At 69.0% G+C, this 14418-nt stretch carries 15 protein-coding genes; 10 read left to right on the top strand and 5 right to left on the bottom strand.

Going from position 1 to position 14418, the window contains the following annotated elements:
* The first annotated feature begins 59 nt into the window (after positions 1-59).
* Entirely contained in the window at positions 60-686 is a 627-nt protein-coding gene (locus tag AB0F91_RS37255; RefSeq protein ID WP_360605469.1) for a TetR/AcrR family transcriptional regulator, read from the top strand.
* Between the two features lie 66 nt (positions 687-752).
* On the opposite strand, the gene AB0F91_RS37250 is transcribed toward AB0F91_RS37255, so the two are convergent.
* Complete coding sequence (locus AB0F91_RS37250) at positions 753-1100, bottom strand: hypothetical protein (RefSeq protein ID WP_360605467.1); 348 nt, start codon at positions 1098-1100, stop codon at positions 753-755.
* A 199-nt stretch (positions 1101-1299) separates the two neighbouring features.
* On the opposite strand from AB0F91_RS37250, the gene AB0F91_RS37245 reads away from it, so the two are divergent.
* A complete protein-coding gene (locus AB0F91_RS37245) occupies positions 1300-1782 on the top strand; it encodes a hypothetical protein (RefSeq protein WP_360605465.1) in 483 nt (160 codons plus the stop codon).
* A gap of 451 nt (positions 1783-2233) precedes the next feature.
* On the opposite strand, the gene AB0F91_RS37240 is transcribed toward AB0F91_RS37245, so the two are convergent.
* The gene (locus AB0F91_RS37240) at positions 2234-3271 is read right to left on the bottom strand and encodes a LacI family DNA-binding transcriptional regulator (protein WP_360605463.1); all 1038 of its coding nucleotides are present in this window, start codon (positions 3269-3271) and stop codon (positions 2234-2236) included.
* A 154-nt stretch (positions 3272-3425) separates the two neighbouring features.
* Here AB0F91_RS37240 and AB0F91_RS37235 point away from each other — a divergent pair, with 154 nt between their 5' ends.
* The 4 genes from AB0F91_RS37235 to AB0F91_RS37220 are packed head-to-tail and all read left to right on the top strand — an operon-like array spanning position 3426 to position 6821.
* A complete protein-coding gene (locus AB0F91_RS37235) occupies positions 3426-4790 on the top strand; it encodes an MFS transporter (RefSeq protein WP_360605461.1) in 1365 nt (454 codons plus the stop codon).
* 20 nt (positions 4791-4810) lie between these two features.
* Entirely contained in the window at positions 4811-5557 is a 747-nt protein-coding gene (locus tag AB0F91_RS37230) for an SDR family oxidoreductase (RefSeq protein WP_360605459.1), read from the top strand.
* A complete protein-coding gene (locus AB0F91_RS37225; RefSeq protein ID WP_360605457.1) occupies positions 5557-6018 on the top strand; it encodes a type II 3-dehydroquinate dehydratase in 462 nt (153 codons plus the stop codon). Before AB0F91_RS37230 ends, AB0F91_RS37225 begins: the two co-directional genes overlap by 1 nt.
* Positions 6015-6821, top strand: coding sequence for a sugar phosphate isomerase/epimerase (locus AB0F91_RS37220; protein WP_360605455.1), 807 nt, complete (start codon positions 6015-6017; stop codon positions 6819-6821). Before AB0F91_RS37225 ends, AB0F91_RS37220 begins: the two co-directional genes overlap by 4 nt.
* 134 nt (positions 6822-6955) lie before the next feature.
* Here the strand turns inward: AB0F91_RS37220 and AB0F91_RS37215 are convergent, their stop codons facing one another.
* From AB0F91_RS37215 to AB0F91_RS37205, 3 genes are all read right to left on the bottom strand, one after another.
* Complete coding sequence (locus tag AB0F91_RS37215; RefSeq protein WP_360605453.1) at positions 6956-7516, bottom strand: hypothetical protein; 561 nt, start codon at positions 7514-7516, stop codon at positions 6956-6958.
* Positions 7517-7818: 302 nt separating this feature from the next.
* A complete protein-coding gene (locus AB0F91_RS37210; protein ID WP_360605451.1) occupies positions 7819-8682 on the bottom strand; it encodes a sugar phosphate isomerase/epimerase family protein in 864 nt (287 codons plus the stop codon).
* 16 nt (positions 8683-8698) lie between these two features.
* Positions 8699-9415 (bottom strand): GntR family transcriptional regulator, encoded by a 717-nt coding sequence (locus AB0F91_RS37205; protein ID WP_360605449.1) that lies wholly within the window; start codon positions 9413-9415, stop codon positions 8699-8701.
* A 227-nt stretch (positions 9416-9642) separates the two neighbouring features.
* Here AB0F91_RS37205 and AB0F91_RS37200 point away from each other — a divergent pair, with 227 nt between their 5' ends.
* Genes AB0F91_RS37200 through AB0F91_RS37185 form a run of 4 tightly spaced genes read left to right on the top strand, consistent with a single transcriptional unit; the run spans position 9643 to position 14377 of the window.
* Positions 9643-10644, top strand: coding sequence for a sugar ABC transporter substrate-binding protein (locus AB0F91_RS37200; RefSeq protein WP_360605447.1), 1002 nt, complete (start codon positions 9643-9645; stop codon positions 10642-10644).
* Entirely contained in the window at positions 10634-12124 is a 1491-nt protein-coding gene (locus AB0F91_RS37195) for a sugar ABC transporter ATP-binding protein (RefSeq protein WP_360605445.1), read from the top strand. The genes AB0F91_RS37200 and AB0F91_RS37195 overlap by 11 nt, the downstream gene beginning before the upstream one ends.
* Positions 12125-12160: 36 nt before the next feature.
* The gene (locus tag AB0F91_RS37190) at positions 12161-13177 is read left to right on the top strand and encodes an ABC transporter permease (RefSeq protein WP_360605443.1); all 1017 of its coding nucleotides are present in this window, start codon (positions 12161-12163) and stop codon (positions 13175-13177) included.
* Positions 13178-13207: 30 nt separating this feature from the next.
* Positions 13208-14377, top strand: a complete 1170-nt coding sequence (locus tag AB0F91_RS37185) for a Xaa-Pro peptidase family protein (protein ID WP_360605441.1) — start codon at positions 13208-13210, stop codon at positions 14375-14377.
* Positions 14378-14418 lie beyond the last annotated feature (41 nt).

Here is a 14418-nt window from a genome sequence, read left to right as displayed (position 1 = left end):
AGGAGTGCGGAGCGAGTGCGTGCGAATCAACGGTGTCACCACGATCATCAGCGGCGCGGGTGCTGCTGCTCTTCCCACTCTTACTTGACCGTACATTCCACAACGGGCACGGTCGCTTCGTGGCACGGACGAGAGAATTCGACACCGACGCGGCGATCGAGGCCGCCATGTCGGCGTTCCGCCAGGCAGGGTACGCGGGAACGTCGATCCAGGACCTCGTGGACGCCACCGGCGTCGGCCGAGGGTCGCTCTATGCGGCGTTCGGCAGCAAGGAAGGCCTCTACCTGGCCGTCCTCGACCGGTACCGGGAGCAGTACGCGGAGCCGATCGTCGGTCTACTCAAGGAAGGTGTGAACGCCAAGGCCGTCATTCGCGAGGTTCTGGTGGGCGTGGTCGACGCGACCGTCGAGGACGGCAACCGTGAGGCCTGCCTCGTGGTCGGCGCGGCGACCGAACTTGCGCACCGCGATCTCGCCGTACGCGATCGCTTGCAGGGCACCATTCAATCGCTCGAGGACGCATTGTTCGAGCTGATCGTTCGCGGCCAGGCCGCCGGCGAGCTCCCCGCCGACCGCGCGCCGCGACAACGGCACGACTGCTCGCCACCACCATCCAGGGACTGCGGGTCGTCGGTGCCATCCGACCCGACCGCGCCACGCTCATGGCGACGGTGGACCTCGCCCTGACCTGCCTCTGCTGAGTCGAGCCCAGAAAGGCCACGGAGCCGCGATTGTGCACCAATTCAGGAACGATCAGTCATTACAGAAAGGAACCTTTGGTTTCCCGGCCCCTGCGGACCGGGTGGCCGGCGGCGATTGTTCACCGACGACGGCAAGTCCGAGATAGAAGGTGTCGTGCGCGGACCGGCCGTGTCCCGACTCCCGCTCGAGGTCGGGCCCCAGCATGCACCAGGAGTCGATGCCGGAGATCGAGTTCACCGCCGAGGACACCGCGACCGACGTCCGGGCGACACAGGATCCGCTGTTCTTCGCCGACGCCACTCGCTTCAACGGCTGGACCATCACCACGACGCCGACCGCCACACCGGCACCGAACGGCGCATCAGCGAGGTCTTCCTGACTCGGCTGTGCGTCGAACACCGCTCGGAGTCAGCGCGACTCGGCCCCTTGTCACCGAAGTGGTCAGCTGCATACCTCCGACCGGCCCACACACATGGCCTCGACTGTCCGACTCAGCGTGGCCGCTGACGGCATCCGGTCCAGAAACGCATCAACCCCAATCTGCAACGTCAGAGCAGAAGTGCAACCATGAATCAGATCGGCGTCGGCATCCTCGGTGGTGGCACCACCGGCTGGGCTGCCATCAGTCACGTTCCCGCTCTCGCCGCTCTTCGCGGTATCGCTCGGCGGTGCGCTCACCAGCGGCGCCGCGGCTTCGATCTACTACCGCGGCGGCGTCTCCCGCGGCGACAACCTGCGCTGGGAAATCAACGGCACCGCCGGCGACATTGTGCTGACCTCCTCGAACGGCAACTTCCAGGTCGCCGACCTCACCCTCTCCGGCGGCCGCGGCGACGACACCACGGTGCAACCCCTGACGGTGTCCGATAGTTACTTCGCGGACGTCCCTCGCGACCTCGCCGGACCGGCGCACAACGTCGCGCAGCTCTACGCGCAGAACGCCCGTGACCTCGCGGAGCACACCTCACTCGTCCCCGACTTCCGGCACGCGCTCCACCGCCACCGCTTCATCGACACCGTGAACCGCGCGGCCTCCACCGGCGTGCGCCAGCTCGTCCCCGCAGGCGGAGTCACGGCGTGAACTCGGTCGGCAAACTCCGTCAAGCGGACCGCGATGCGCTCGACGCAATTCCGCACCGGATACGTCAGCCTCTTCGCCGCGACGCGCGAAATCGTGTGCCCACCGCGAAGAACGGCTCAGCCTCCCAGTACGCCTGATTCCCCACCTCGCGGCAACCACCCGGTTCTGAACCTTGAACACGAGTACCTCGACGGCCAGGGCGTAACGGCGCCAAACCCGCACCGGCAGGGACACCGCTGCCGAGGAGGCGAAGATGTCGTTGCGCTCCTTGCCGTCGAGGGCGTGATCACGATCGCGTCAAGCGCGTCGCGGTGGGCGTGCACCCGGTCGACGAGGGCGCCTTCGTGGTTCGCTCCCTGCGATAGGTGGGCAGGATCGAGATCGGCAACGCGCTAGATCACCGCGGTGGCTCCGTCGCTGTTCGTCAGCACGGGCTTGCGACGCCCTCGGTTCAGCTCCGTCTCGGCCGTGCGGGCCCGGTCGACTCCCGGATCTTCAAGTGCGAAGGCAGCGAGAACCGGGGCGCGCGCACGGTGACTTCCGGCTGTGTCACCAGGATCTCCACGGCTTTGCGGCCTGCCTCGTCGAGGGGGCCGGTGAGCGTGGTGAGCGGCGGAGCGCAGAAGTCGGCGCCGAAGATGTCGTCGAAGCCGACCACGCTGATGTCGCCGGGCACGGTGAAGCCACGGTCGCTGAACCGCCGCAACGCCCCGATCGCGAGCAGGTCGTTGTGGGCGATCACCGCGGTGGCGGGGGTTCCGATGGCCGCGTCGGCGGCGGCCGGCCCGCCCGCCATGGACGGCGGGAACGGACCGAGGCGCGTCGCCGCGATGCCGAGCGACTTCGCGGTGTCGCGGATGACGGCCCAGCGCTGGGCCCCGGACCACGATTCCCGCGGCCCGCTCAGGAACACGAGCGCGCGGTGCCCGAGAGAGTGCAAGTGCTCGACGATCTGCCGCGGGCCGTCGACGTGGTCGGTGACGACGCTCGTGACGTCCTGGGCCTGACGGTTGATCAACACCAGTGGTTTCGTGGCCGCGTAGGCGCGCAACTCCGCCGGCGGCAGCCGGCTCGCAGCGAGGATCAGCCCGTCGACGGACGCGTGGATCCGGTCCACCACCGTGCGTTCGGTCTGCGGCGACTGCTGCGTATCGCCCAGCAGCAACGTGAACCCCGCCGTCGAGGCCTGCCGCTCGGCCCCGCGCACCAGGGCGAAGAAGTGCGGGTTGGTGATGTCGGAGACGACCAGCCCGAGCGTCGAGGTCCGGCCCGACTCCAATGCCCGCGCTACGGGGTTCGGGCGATACCCGAGTTCCGCCGCCATCCGCAGCACGTGTTCGCGCGTAGCGGCGTTGACGCGCCCGGGTCTCGTGAACGCCCGCGACACCGTCGAGGGTGCGACCCCGGCGACGCGGGCGACATCGGTCAGCGTCGCCGGCCGGGGACGGCTCCCGACGCCGGTGGGCTCGGTCGGCTCACGAACGGTCATCCGAAGGGCTCCTGTCTGTTCCAGGCGCCACCGTAGCTGCGGTTGGCAAAATCTGGCAAACGCTTGCCGCCCTCGAATGGGCCTTTTACGTTCCCAGGCAACGGCCCGCGGAACCGTGCAGGACAACCGAAGCACCCACAGAGAGGAGCCCGCGATGGTCGACGACGCCCCGGGGGCCACTGCACCCCCGCTGTTCGAGCGCACTCCGAAGAAGGCCGCGGTCGCCGCCTGGATCGGCAGCGCGTTGGAGTACTACGACTTCTTCGTCTACGCCTCTGCCGCCGCCCTGATCTTTCCCAAGGTGTTCTTCCCCCAGGGCAACGCGACCGCGGCGGTGCTGGCCTCGCTCGCGACGTTCGGCGTCGGATACCTCGCCCGGCCCGTCGGCTCGTTCTTCATGGGCCATCTCGGTGATCGTCTGGGGCGCAAGAAGGTGATGGTCGCGAGCCTGCTGCTGATGGGGACCTCGACGTTCCTCGTGGGCTGCCTGCCCGGCTACGGGCAGATCGGCGTCGCCGCACCCGCGCTGCTGGTGCTGCTCCGGCTGCTGCAGGGGTTCTCGGCGTCCGGCGAGCAGGCCGGTGCGAACTCCATGTCCTTCGAGCACGCGCCCGACCACCGACGCGCCTTCGTCACCAGCTGGACGCTCGGCGGCTCCCAGGCCGGCCAGGTCGTGGCGAGTGCGGTGTTCATCCCGCTGGCCGCGGGCCTCGATGACGCCGCGCTGTACTCGTGGGGCTGGCGCATCCCGTTCCTCGTGTCCGCCGTGATGGTCGTGCTGGGCTTCCTGATCCGGCGGCGGCTCGACGAAACCCCCTTGTTCACCGAAGAAGTCGAGCGCGGCGACGTGCGCCGGCTGCCGGTGGCCGAGCTGTTCCGCCACCACAGCCGGCAGGTCGTGCGGGTCTTCTTCGCCGCTCTCATCGCCAACATCGGCACCATCTTCGCGGTCTTCGCGCTCGCGTTCGCCACAGACGACGTGTACGGGATCGGCATGTCGAAGACCGTCCTGCTGTGGGTCACCGCGGGCGGCAACGCACTCGCCGTCGTCACCGTGCCGCTGCTCGCGCTGGTGTCGGACCGTCACGGCCGCAAGCCGATGTTCGTCGGCGGCATCGTGGGCTGCGCGGTGCTGACCGCGGCGTTCCTGTGGTCGATCTCCACGGCCGACGTGACCCTGGTCGCCGTGACCGGCGTCCTGCTGCTCGGCGTTGCCTTCTCCGCGACCCTCGCGGTGTGGCCGGCAACTTACGCCGAGATGTTCCCCACCGGCGTCCGATTGTCGGGCATGGCGATCGGCACCCAGTTCGGCTTCGCGACCGCCGGCGTGACGCCCGTGATCACCGCGAGCATCGCCGGCCACTCGCCGTCCGGGTGGATACCCGTGTCGATCTACACCTGCGTGATCTGTCTGGTGTCGGCGATCGCGGTGCTGGTGGGCAAGGAGACCTACCGGATCCCGACCACGCAGCTCGGCGCGCGGCGCACAACCGCCACGACCGTTCCGGTCGAGCGGTGACGAAGACAAAAGGAGTGAGCGTGGAGAAAGTCGCGATCGTGACCGGCGCCGGCGGCGGCCTGGGGTCGGTGATCGCACGGGAGCTGGCGGCCGACGGCTTTCGGCTCGTTCTGGCCGACCGCAACGGTGCCGCCGCGGAAGCCGCCGCGACGGCGGTCGAGGGCTCACCCGTGGTGGTGCCCGCGGACCTCACCGACGCCGGCGATGTGCAGCGGCTCGTCGACGAGGTGGCACAGCGGTTCGGCCGCCTCGACGTGCTGGTCAACAGTGCCGGGATCGAACGCGTGCATCCCCTCGAGACCACGCCCGAACCGGATTGGGACGCGACGATGGACGTCAACGTCAAGGGCCCGATGCTGCTGTGCCGGGCAGCGGTCCCGCTCTGGCGCGAGCAGGGGTCCGGCAGCGTCGTGAACATCAGCTCTCGCGCGTGGCTCGGCGGTTCGGCCAACACGTCGTACGCGAGTTCGAAAGCCGCGCTGGTGGGCTTGACCGTGTCGATGGCCGTCGAGCTCGGCCCGCTCGGAGTGCGGGCGAACGCGGTCGCGCCCAGTTTCGTACGCACGCCCTTCAACCAGCAGCGCACCGACGTCGCCAACCTGGACCGGATGATCGAGCGCTACACGGCGTTCGCCCCGTTGCGCCGGCTCATCGAGCCGATCGACGTCGCGAACGCCGTGGTGTTCCTCGCGTCGGACCGCGCCCGCAACATCACCGGCGAGGTGCTCCACGTCTGCGCGGGCGCACAGCTGCCGCCCATCCCCTGATGACACTGAAGGAGAACCCCATGCACGTGCTCGTGCTCCAAGGACCGAACCTCAACCGGCTCGGCAAGCGCGACCCCCGCTTCTACGGCACTCACCCGCTCACCGAGGTGACCTCCCGGATCGACACCCGAGCCGGGGAGCTCGACGTGAAGGTCGACCACGTCCAGGCCAACTGCGAGGGCCGGCTCATCGACTGGCTGCAGGAACGCCAAGACGGCGCCGACGCGATCATCTGCAACCCCGCCGGGCTCACGAACTACGGCCTGTCCTTGCGCGACGCCCTTTCCGATACCGGCCTGGACCTCGCGATCGTGCACCTGTCCAACCCGCTCGGGCGCGAACCGTGGCGACGCGAAGACGTCTTCGCCGAAATCGCGGACCTCTACCTCGCCGGCGCCGGCTGGCACGGCTACGTCATGGCACTCGATGGCCTCCACGCACGCGCGGCGGACCGCACGTGAGCCTCGCACTGGTGGCGAGTCACGTCACACTCTCGGGCGCCGGCTTCACCGAGCCGGCCCGCTTCTCCCTGGCCGACCGCTGCGCTGCCGCGGCCGGCGCCGGGTTCACCGGAATCGGCTTGCATGCCAACGACCTCTCCGCGAGCTCGGCGAGCGACCCGATTCGCCGGCACGGCCTGGAACTCGTCGAGATCGAGTTCCTGTCCGGCTGGGCCCTCGGCACCGATCCGGCCGCGGTTGCCTCGACCGAAGAACGCGCCTTCGCCCTCGCCGACCAAGTCGGCGCCCGCTACCTCTCGGCCGGCGAATACCAGCCCGGCCCCCTGAACTTCGCACGCGCCGCCGCTGCCCTGCGCGAACGCTGCGTGCGGGCCGCCGTTCACGGGCTGCGCATCGCCGTGGAGCCGTTCCCGTGGTCGGCCATCCGCGACGTGCCCACAGCGTTGCACCTCCTGGAGCTCGCCGACGCCCCCAACGCGGGCCTCCTCGTGGACACCTGGCATTTCTTCGCCGCCGGCGGCCGCATTCCGGACCTCGCGCGGATTCCCCCGGAACTCATCCTCGCCGTCCAGCTCAACGACGGGCCCTCCACCGTCTCCGGCGACCTGCTCACCGTCTCCCGCAACACCCGGCTGCTCCCCGGAGACGGCACGTTCGACCTCCGTTCGGTGATCCGCGTTCTCTCCGAGTCCGGGTACGAAGGCGTCTACACCGCGGAGATCGGCAACCCGGCCTTCCGCGCCTTGCCGGTCGAGGAGGCCGCACACCTGGCGTACGAAAAGGTCCGGCGGCTGTTCACCTGATCATCAGCGCGCGGGAGCCGGCGACCCGGGCAGCGAACGGCGGCTCGCCGCTACCGGACGACTTCGCCTCCGCTCTCGGCGAGGATCGTCGGGCGGGGGCCGTCCGCGGTGGCCAAACGGCGACGGCTGCGGTTTCAGGCGGGGTGGCGAAGCGACCGACCGGGCTGCTGCGCTGTCGCAGCGCAGCGAATTCTTCTGCGGTCGCGGTGCCTTGGGCTTTGGCGAACTGATCGTGCCCGGTGGTCAGCAGCGGGCTCGGTGCAGCCGGCGCAGAGGACGTGGTACGTGCCGTCCTGTTCGCTCGCCTGGCCGGCAAGGTGACGGATCCAGCCGACCGCCGGGAACTTCGACGCGCTGTAGGCGGCGTTGTCGGGTTCCCCGACCGAGCCTGCTTGCGAGGCGACGCCCGACGAACCGGCCACGGCAGTGTCGCAGGGCGGGAAGGGTCGGCGGGGCGATCCGGAAATGCTGTGGGTGGCGATCACGCCGCCCGGGCCACCGGCCGAGGCTTCGCGGATGGCGCCTTTCCCCTCGGCGGCAAGAAGATCGCCGTCGAGCCAGCGCACGGTCCCGGCGCCGGATGGGGTGCGGATGTTGCGTCCGTGTGCGATGACGGCTTCCGATCGGGCCATCGGCTCGGCGACGATCGCCGAGCCGGTGACACAGCCGGAACCGGAGCCGGCGAGGAGGTCCAAAGTCGGCTGCAGGTCCTTTCCGGACTCCCCGTCACACACCACGGTGTTGACGCGGATCCGTGCGCCAGCTCCCGCGCGGGCGACTGCGCGACGCCGCGGACGGCTTCGGCGAGAGCGGCTTGTCCGGTGCAGCACCCGGAGTGCGTGGTCAGCAGGGCGACCGTCAATGGCCCGGCCTGATCGTCATGATCGGCCAGCAGTCCCGCAGAGTGCCGAATGTCTCGACGATCTCCCCCCGGCACCGTCGCGGCTTCGGTCGAGATGGAGACGACCCGCAGGGGACTGTGCCGGCGAGTGGACCTTCATCGGGCGGACGCCAGGAGGTCGGCCGCGGCCGCCGCGGCCTGCTTGGTCGCGGTGCGCACGTCGAGCGTGCGGTGCTCGCGCGACATCATCTCCACCCCCCACGGACCCGTGAAGCCGAGGCGCCGCAACGACTTCACGAAGGAAGCGACATCGAAATCCCCTTCGCCGCAGTAGAGGCGGTTGTCGAAGGTGTCCTCGAACAGGGTTCCGGTCACCTCCCGGTACCCGTCGTTGATCTCTACGGCGAAGACGTACTCCGGTGGCAGGATGCGCTCCAGGTCCTGATAGGACATCGAGCTGCGGTGGATGTGCCAGATGTCGACGAGCAGCCCGCCCGCCGGATGAGCCACGTCGCGGACCAGCCGCGCGGCGGGCTCGATCGTCGTCATCATCGAGAAGGCAGCGGGCTCCAGGGCGATCCGCGTGCCCACCGCCGCGGCTTCTCGCGCCAGTGCCGCGAACTCCGCGCGCAGCACGTCCGGCTCGACGGTGTCACCGGCCGCTCCGGCGCCGGCCTTGATGTGCGAGGCACCCAGGGCTTCGGCGGCGTGCAGGAGATCGGCGCGCACCACGTCCGATCGGGAGCGCCGCTCCCCCGAGCACCACCAGTCGTCGAGGTACTCCACCTCGACGGTCGTGATGCCGTGCCGCTCGAATTCCCTTGCGAGCGCCGGAAACCCGACCTCGTCGCGCACAGCGACGAGGTCGGTGTGCGTGATCCCGAACCCGCTGAACCCCGCTTCGGCGGCGGCCGCGACCCGGTCCCGGATGCCGAACGGGCTCAGGTCGCCGTTGCGCAGCGGCATCACATCACCCGCGGAGGTCCAGCACGTGCTCAGCAAGGCATCGGGGTTGGCCATGGCGGGGAGTCTCTTTTCAGTCGGCGGTCACGGCTTCCCGAGCGGGATCGAGCTTGTCGATCAAGCGGTGCATGACGTTGCGGATGTGCGTGTCGACGGCTTCGCCCATCGCCCGAGTATCGCCTGCCTCCATCGCCTCCAGTATCGCCCGGTGCTCCTTGTACGCCAGCGCCGTGTGCTCGTGGAACTGACCGGCCCAGTTGATGATGCGCTGGATGTGCCCGCGCAAGCGGTGGATGTGGTTGATGAGCAGGGGGTTGCCGCAGTTGAGCACGAACAGGTCGTGGAAGTCGAAGTCGGCGACGTTGAACGGTTCGAGGTCGCCATGATCGATCGCGTCCCCGATCAGGTCCATGCGCTCGCGCATGGCGGCCAGCTTGTCGGCCGGGATCCGGGTGGCGGTCTCGGCCGCGGCCACCTCGAGAGCCCGGCGCACCGTGTAGACCTGCCGGACCAGTTCCACCGACAGCGCCGGAACCGTGAACCCGCGCGGCCCGGAGACGTCGAGCAGACCTTCGTCCTGCAGCCGGCGGATCGCCTCCCGCAGCGGGGAACGGCTGATCGAGAACCTCCGGGCGAGATCGTTTTCACTGAGCACGGAACCGGGTTCGAGTTCGCCGGACACGACCCAGCGTTTCAACGTGGCGTAAGTCTGATCCGCCAGAGACGGCGCCCGCTTCGGCGCGTTTTCGTCGATGCGCATCGTTTCCCACTGCACAGTCGGCTCGCTCACGTGCACCCTCCCTTTCACGCCAGGCTCGCCCGGCTCCCACCACGATTCTCACGGGGGACCTTGACAGCTCCTGCCGGGCGTGTTGACACCTTCCTGGAGCCACTCTAGCGTAATCGGTCGACAGGCGACAGGCGTCCGTCGCCATGACTCGCCAGACACGCTCAGTTTCGGTCGACAGGCGACCGGGGTGGCGCGGAGTCCTGCTCGATCTTGGCAAAGGAGCCCAGATGAGAAACCTTCGTTCGCTGGCAGCGACTGTGATGAGCGTTCTGGCCGTTTCGGCCGGTCTGGTCGCGTGTGGCGGTGCTTCCGGCAGCAACGCGTCTGGCGTCACGATCGGTTATTCGACGTACACGCTCTCCAACCCCTTCTTCGCGGGGATGCAGAAGGGCCTGGACGCAGGGACCCAGAAGTACGGCTACAAGCTGGTCACCACCAACTCGAACGGCGACGCCGCGCAGCAGGTCACCGACATTCAGAACCTGATCAGCCGGGGTGTGAACTACATCCTCCTGTCCCCCGCCGACGGCAAGGCGATCGCACCGGCCGTGTCCGCGGCCGACATGGCACACGTGCCGATCATCTCCATCGCCGACAGCGTGATCCCGCCGATCACCGCGACGATCACCATCGACGACGTCAAGGCCGGCAGCGACGCCGTCGACCGGATCGCCGCTGAACTGAAGGCCCGCAAGGGTTCCGCGACCGGGAAGGTCGTCGACATCCAGGGCATCCTGGGCACGCCGTCGGCGACGCGGCGCGAAGAAGGATTCCGCCGGCAGCTGGCCCACTACCCCGGTCTGCAGGTGGTGGCGGCGCAGGACGGCGGCTACGACACCGCCAAGTCGAACGCGCTGATGGTGGACATCCTCCAGGCGAATCCCCAGATCGACGCGGTGTTCGCGGCCAACGACGCCGAAGCTGTCGGCGTGTCGGCGGCGATCAAGTCGCAGGGCCGGTTCAAGCCGGTGGGCGACCCCGGGCACATCATCGTGATCGGCGTGGACGGTTCCAAGCCGGCCGTCGAGGACGTGCGCGCCGGCGTCCAGGACGCCAGCATCAGCCAAAACCCGATCAAGATGATGCAGAAGGCCGTGGACACCGTCGCTGATCTCGAGGCGCACAAGTCCGTGCCGAAGCAGATCGACTGGCCCTCGGCGACCATCACCAAGGAAAGCATCGACTCGTCGGAGGTCAAGAGCTACGGGATCTGGTCCGATGAGGTCTGATGTGCCCGTCCCGGTGGTGGAGTTCCGCGGGGTGTCGAAGTCCTACCCGGGCATCCGCGCTCTGCACGAGGTGTCCTTGACGCTCGCGCCGGGCACCGTCACCGCGCTCGCCGGGGAGAACGGAGCGGGCAAGTCCACCTTCATCAAGCTCCTGTCCGGCGCGGAAGTGGCGGACTCAGGGCGGATCCTGCTCCGCGGCCACGATGTGCCCGCCACGCCCGGGGCGGTGATCGACGCGGGTGTCAGCGTGATCTACCAGGAGCTGACCGATGTCCCGGACATGAGCCTGCTCGACAACCTCGTGCTCGGCCGCCAGCCCGCCCGGCTGGGAGTGGTTCGGCGCGGCGCGGCCAAACGGGCCGCCCGGGCCGCGCTCGACCGCGTCGGGCTGGCCGACCTGCCACTGGACCGGCCTGTGCGGCAGCTTTCGCTGGCCCAGCGGCAGCTCATCGAGATCGCGCGGTGCCTCGCCCGCGACGCGAGTGTGCTGGTGTTCGACGAACCGACCTCGGCACTGTCCGAACGCGACGCACAGTGCCTGCTGGACACGATCACGTCGTTGCGCGAGCAGGGTATGGCCATCTTGTACGTCAGCCACCACCTCGACGAACTGTTCGAGATCGCCGACACGATCGCGGTGCTGCGCGACGGTGAACTCGTGGGCGTCGGCCCGGTCGGCGAGTGGGACGAAGCGAAGCTCGTGCGGGCCATGCTCGCCAAGGACATGGCCCACGCCTACCCGTGGCGGGATCGGCCGGTGGGCGCCGACCGGCTCCAGGTACGCGAGCTCGACGCACCTGGCGTCAAACAGGCGACGCTGCAGGTCAAATCCGGCGAAATCGTGGGTTTGGTCGGCCTCGCGGGCGCCGGGCGCACCGAACTCCTCAAGGCGCTGGCGGGCCTGTCCGTGCGCTCACGCGGGAACGTCGAGGTAGACGGCCATCCCCTTCCCGCGCGAGCGCACGCCGTGGTGCGCCGCGGCGTGGTGTATGCGCCCGAGGATCGCAAGGCGGAAGGCCTGGTGCTCGACGCGTCGGTGGTGGACAACCTGTCCTACGGGGTGTACCGCTCGTTCACCCGGGTCGGCTGGCTGCGTCGTGGCCGGCAGGAGCGGCTCGCCCGAGAGGCCATCGCCGGATTCGGTGTCAAGACCCGCGATCCCCGTCAACCGGCGGGCAAGCTCTCCGGCGGCAACCAGCAGAAGATCGTCCTCGCGCGAGCCGCCGCACACACGCCCAAGGTCCTGCTGCTCGACGACCCCACCCGTGGCGTGGACGTGGGTGCGAAAGCGGGCATCCACGAGCACGTGCTGGCACTGGCCGAGTCCGGCGCCGCGGTACTGCTGACCAGTTCCGACACCGACGAGGTACTCGCGATGGCTGACCGCGTGTACGTGTTGCGCGCCGGGCGGGTGGTCGGCGAGCTGCGCCGAGCCGAGTTCGACCGGGAACGCGTCCTCCAGCTGGCCGCCGCCGGCTGACTCCCCTGACTCGCCTGTGAGAAACGGAAGACCACCATGGTGATCACGACCTCCACGGAGAAGACGGCAGAAACCCGCAGCCCCGATCCACCCCCGCCGTCGGTGCTTCGGCGCCTGGCCGGGCATCCCCGAACCCCGATCATCGTCGCGCTGGTGCTGGCCTGTGTGGCGATGGCGTTCCTGTCCGACAGCTTCCTGTCGAGCCGCAATTTCACCAATATTCTCACCCAGTCCACAGTGGTGGGTATCGCCGCCGTCGGTGCGACGCTGGTGATCATCACCGGCGGCATCGACCTGTCGGTCGGCGCGAACGTTGCACTGGCCGGCATGATCGCCTCGCAACTGGTCAACGGCGGGCTGGCCGGGTTTCTCGGTGTCTTGGCCTGTCTGGTCATCGCCGCCACGATCGGTGCGTTCAACGGGATTTCCGTGGCGTGGCTGCGCTTGGCGCCGTTCATCGTGACCCTCGCCGTGCTCGGGATGGCCCGGGGCCTGACTTTGCAGCTGAGTCAAGGCCAGAGCGTGTACGGACTGCCGAGCGGGCTCACCTGGCTCGGCGGCGCCACGATCGGCGCCGTCCCCGTGCCGGTGTTCCTCCTCGCCGCGATGTTCCTCGTCGGGCACCTTGTGCTGTCCCGCACCACGCTCGGGCACCAGATCTACGCGGTCGGTGGCAACCGGCAGGCCGCGCGGCTGAGCGGAATCCCCGACAAGAGGGTGCTGTTCCACGCGTACCTGATCGCCGGCGCGTGCGCCGGGCTGGCCGCGCTGGTTCTGGTGGGCAGGCTCGGCGCAGCCACCCCCACCGCGGGCACCGGCTTGGAGTTGCAGGTGATCGCCGCCGTGGTGATCGGCGGCACCAGCCTGTTCGGCGGCAAGGGCAGCATGGTCGGCACGCTCATCGGTGTCCTGCTCATCGGCGTCATCAACAACGGCCTGACCCTGCTCAACGTGAGCCCGTTCTGGGTCCAGTTCATCCAAGGCGCGCTGATCCTCGTGGCCGTGCTGCTGGACGCGTTCAACCAGCGGAGGCTCTCGGTGACCGATGCCTGATCCCCACCACATCCACGACTGGAGGCCTTCGTGAATCCCCCTTTTGACCACCGGTACCTCGACGAGCTCATGGAACGCGCCGGGCTCGACGCACTGATGGTGACCTCGAAGCACAATGTCCAGTACTTGCTGGGCGGGCACAGGTTCTTCTTCTTCGACTACATGGACGCCATCGGGGTCAGCCGCTACCTGCCGACGCTGGTGTACGTCCGCGGCGAGCTCGACGCGACCCGCTACATCGGCAACGCGATGGAATCGTGGCAGCTGGACAACGATCCGGTGTGGGTGTCCGATCTGGACACCAGCACGTGGCGCGCGCAGGACGCGATCGAACTCGCCCTCGCACACGTGCGCCGAGTGCTGCCGGGTCAGGCCGTGGTCGGCATCGAAGGATCTTTCCTGCCGGTCGAGGCGTACCAGCGGCTGGCGGCCGACCCGTCGGTGACGCTGCGGGACGGCCAGTTCGTGCTGGAACGCCTTCGCGCGGTGAAACGGGTGGACGAGCTGAAGCTGCTCGAAGAAGCGTCGGACGCCATCGTGGACTCGATGCGGACGACCTTCGGCGTGCACGGGCCGGGCTCGACGAAACGGGAGATCGTGCAGACCCTGCGCCAGGAACAGACGCGCCGCGGCATGACCTTCGAGTACTGCCTGGTGAGCATGGGCGCGAGCCACAATCGCGCGCCGTCGAACGCCAGCTGGGCACCCGGCGAGGTACTGTGCCTGGATTCCGGCGGCAACCTCGGCGGCTACATCGGCGACCTCGCGCGCATGGCGGTGCTCGGCGAACCCGACGCCGAGCTGGAGGATCTGCTGGCCGAAGTCGAAGCTGTGCAGCTGGCCGCGCGGGAACCCATCGCGGACGGCGTGGTCGGCCAGGCGATCTTCGACCGGGCAGGCGAGGTGCTGGCCACGAGCCCCCACCGTGCCGTGAGCACCTTCGTCGCCCACGGCATGGGACTCATCAGCCACGAGGCTCCTCGGCTCACCTCGACCGGACCGGTTCCGTATCCCAACTACGACGGTCCCCGCGCACTGGCGGCCGGCATGGTCCTCTCGATCGAAACGACGATGCTGCACCCCCGGCGCGGGTTCATCAAACTCGAGGACACCGTGACCGTGACCGCCGACGGGCACCGTGCGTTCGGCGACCGCGCGCGCGGCTGGAACGTCGTGGACCTCGCCGCCGCCCGGGTCTGAGGCCGTACCCACGCAGCCCGCCACGCCCGCTCGAGCAGCAG

The organism is Amycolatopsis sp. NPDC023774 (genome assembly GCF_040639695.1).
Lineage (GTDB): Bacteria > Actinomycetota > Actinomycetes > Mycobacteriales > Pseudonocardiaceae > Amycolatopsis.
The sequence above is the reverse complement of the archived record's forward strand: the minus strand, read 5'-3'. Positions and strand labels throughout refer to the sequence as shown.

Excerpts from the sequence above, each read along its gene's own strand:
- AB0F91_RS37225 (WP_360605457.1), top strand. The coding sequence starts at position 5,557 with ATGACACTGAAGGAGAACCCCATGCACGTGCTCGTGCTCCAAGGACCG.
- AB0F91_RS37235 (WP_360605461.1), top strand. The coding sequence starts at position 3,426 with ATGGTCGACGACGCCCCGGGGGCCACTGCACCCCCGCTGTTCGAGCGC.
- AB0F91_RS37200 (WP_360605447.1), top strand. The coding sequence starts at position 9,643 with ATGAGAAACCTTCGTTCGCTGGCAGCGACTGTGATGAGCGTTCTGGCC.
- AB0F91_RS37240 (WP_360605463.1), bottom strand. The coding sequence starts at position 3,271 with ATGACCGTTCGTGAGCCGACCGAGCCCACCGGCGTCGGGAGCCGTCCC.
- AB0F91_RS37210 (WP_360605451.1), bottom strand. The coding sequence starts at position 8,682 with ATGGCCAACCCCGATGCCTTGCTGAGCACGTGCTGGACCTCCGCGGGT.
- AB0F91_RS37195 (WP_360605445.1), top strand. The coding sequence starts at position 10,634 with ATGAGGTCTGATGTGCCCGTCCCGGTGGTGGAGTTCCGCGGGGTGTCG.
- AB0F91_RS37190 (WP_360605443.1), top strand. The coding sequence starts at position 12,161 with ATGGTGATCACGACCTCCACGGAGAAGACGGCAGAAACCCGCAGCCCC.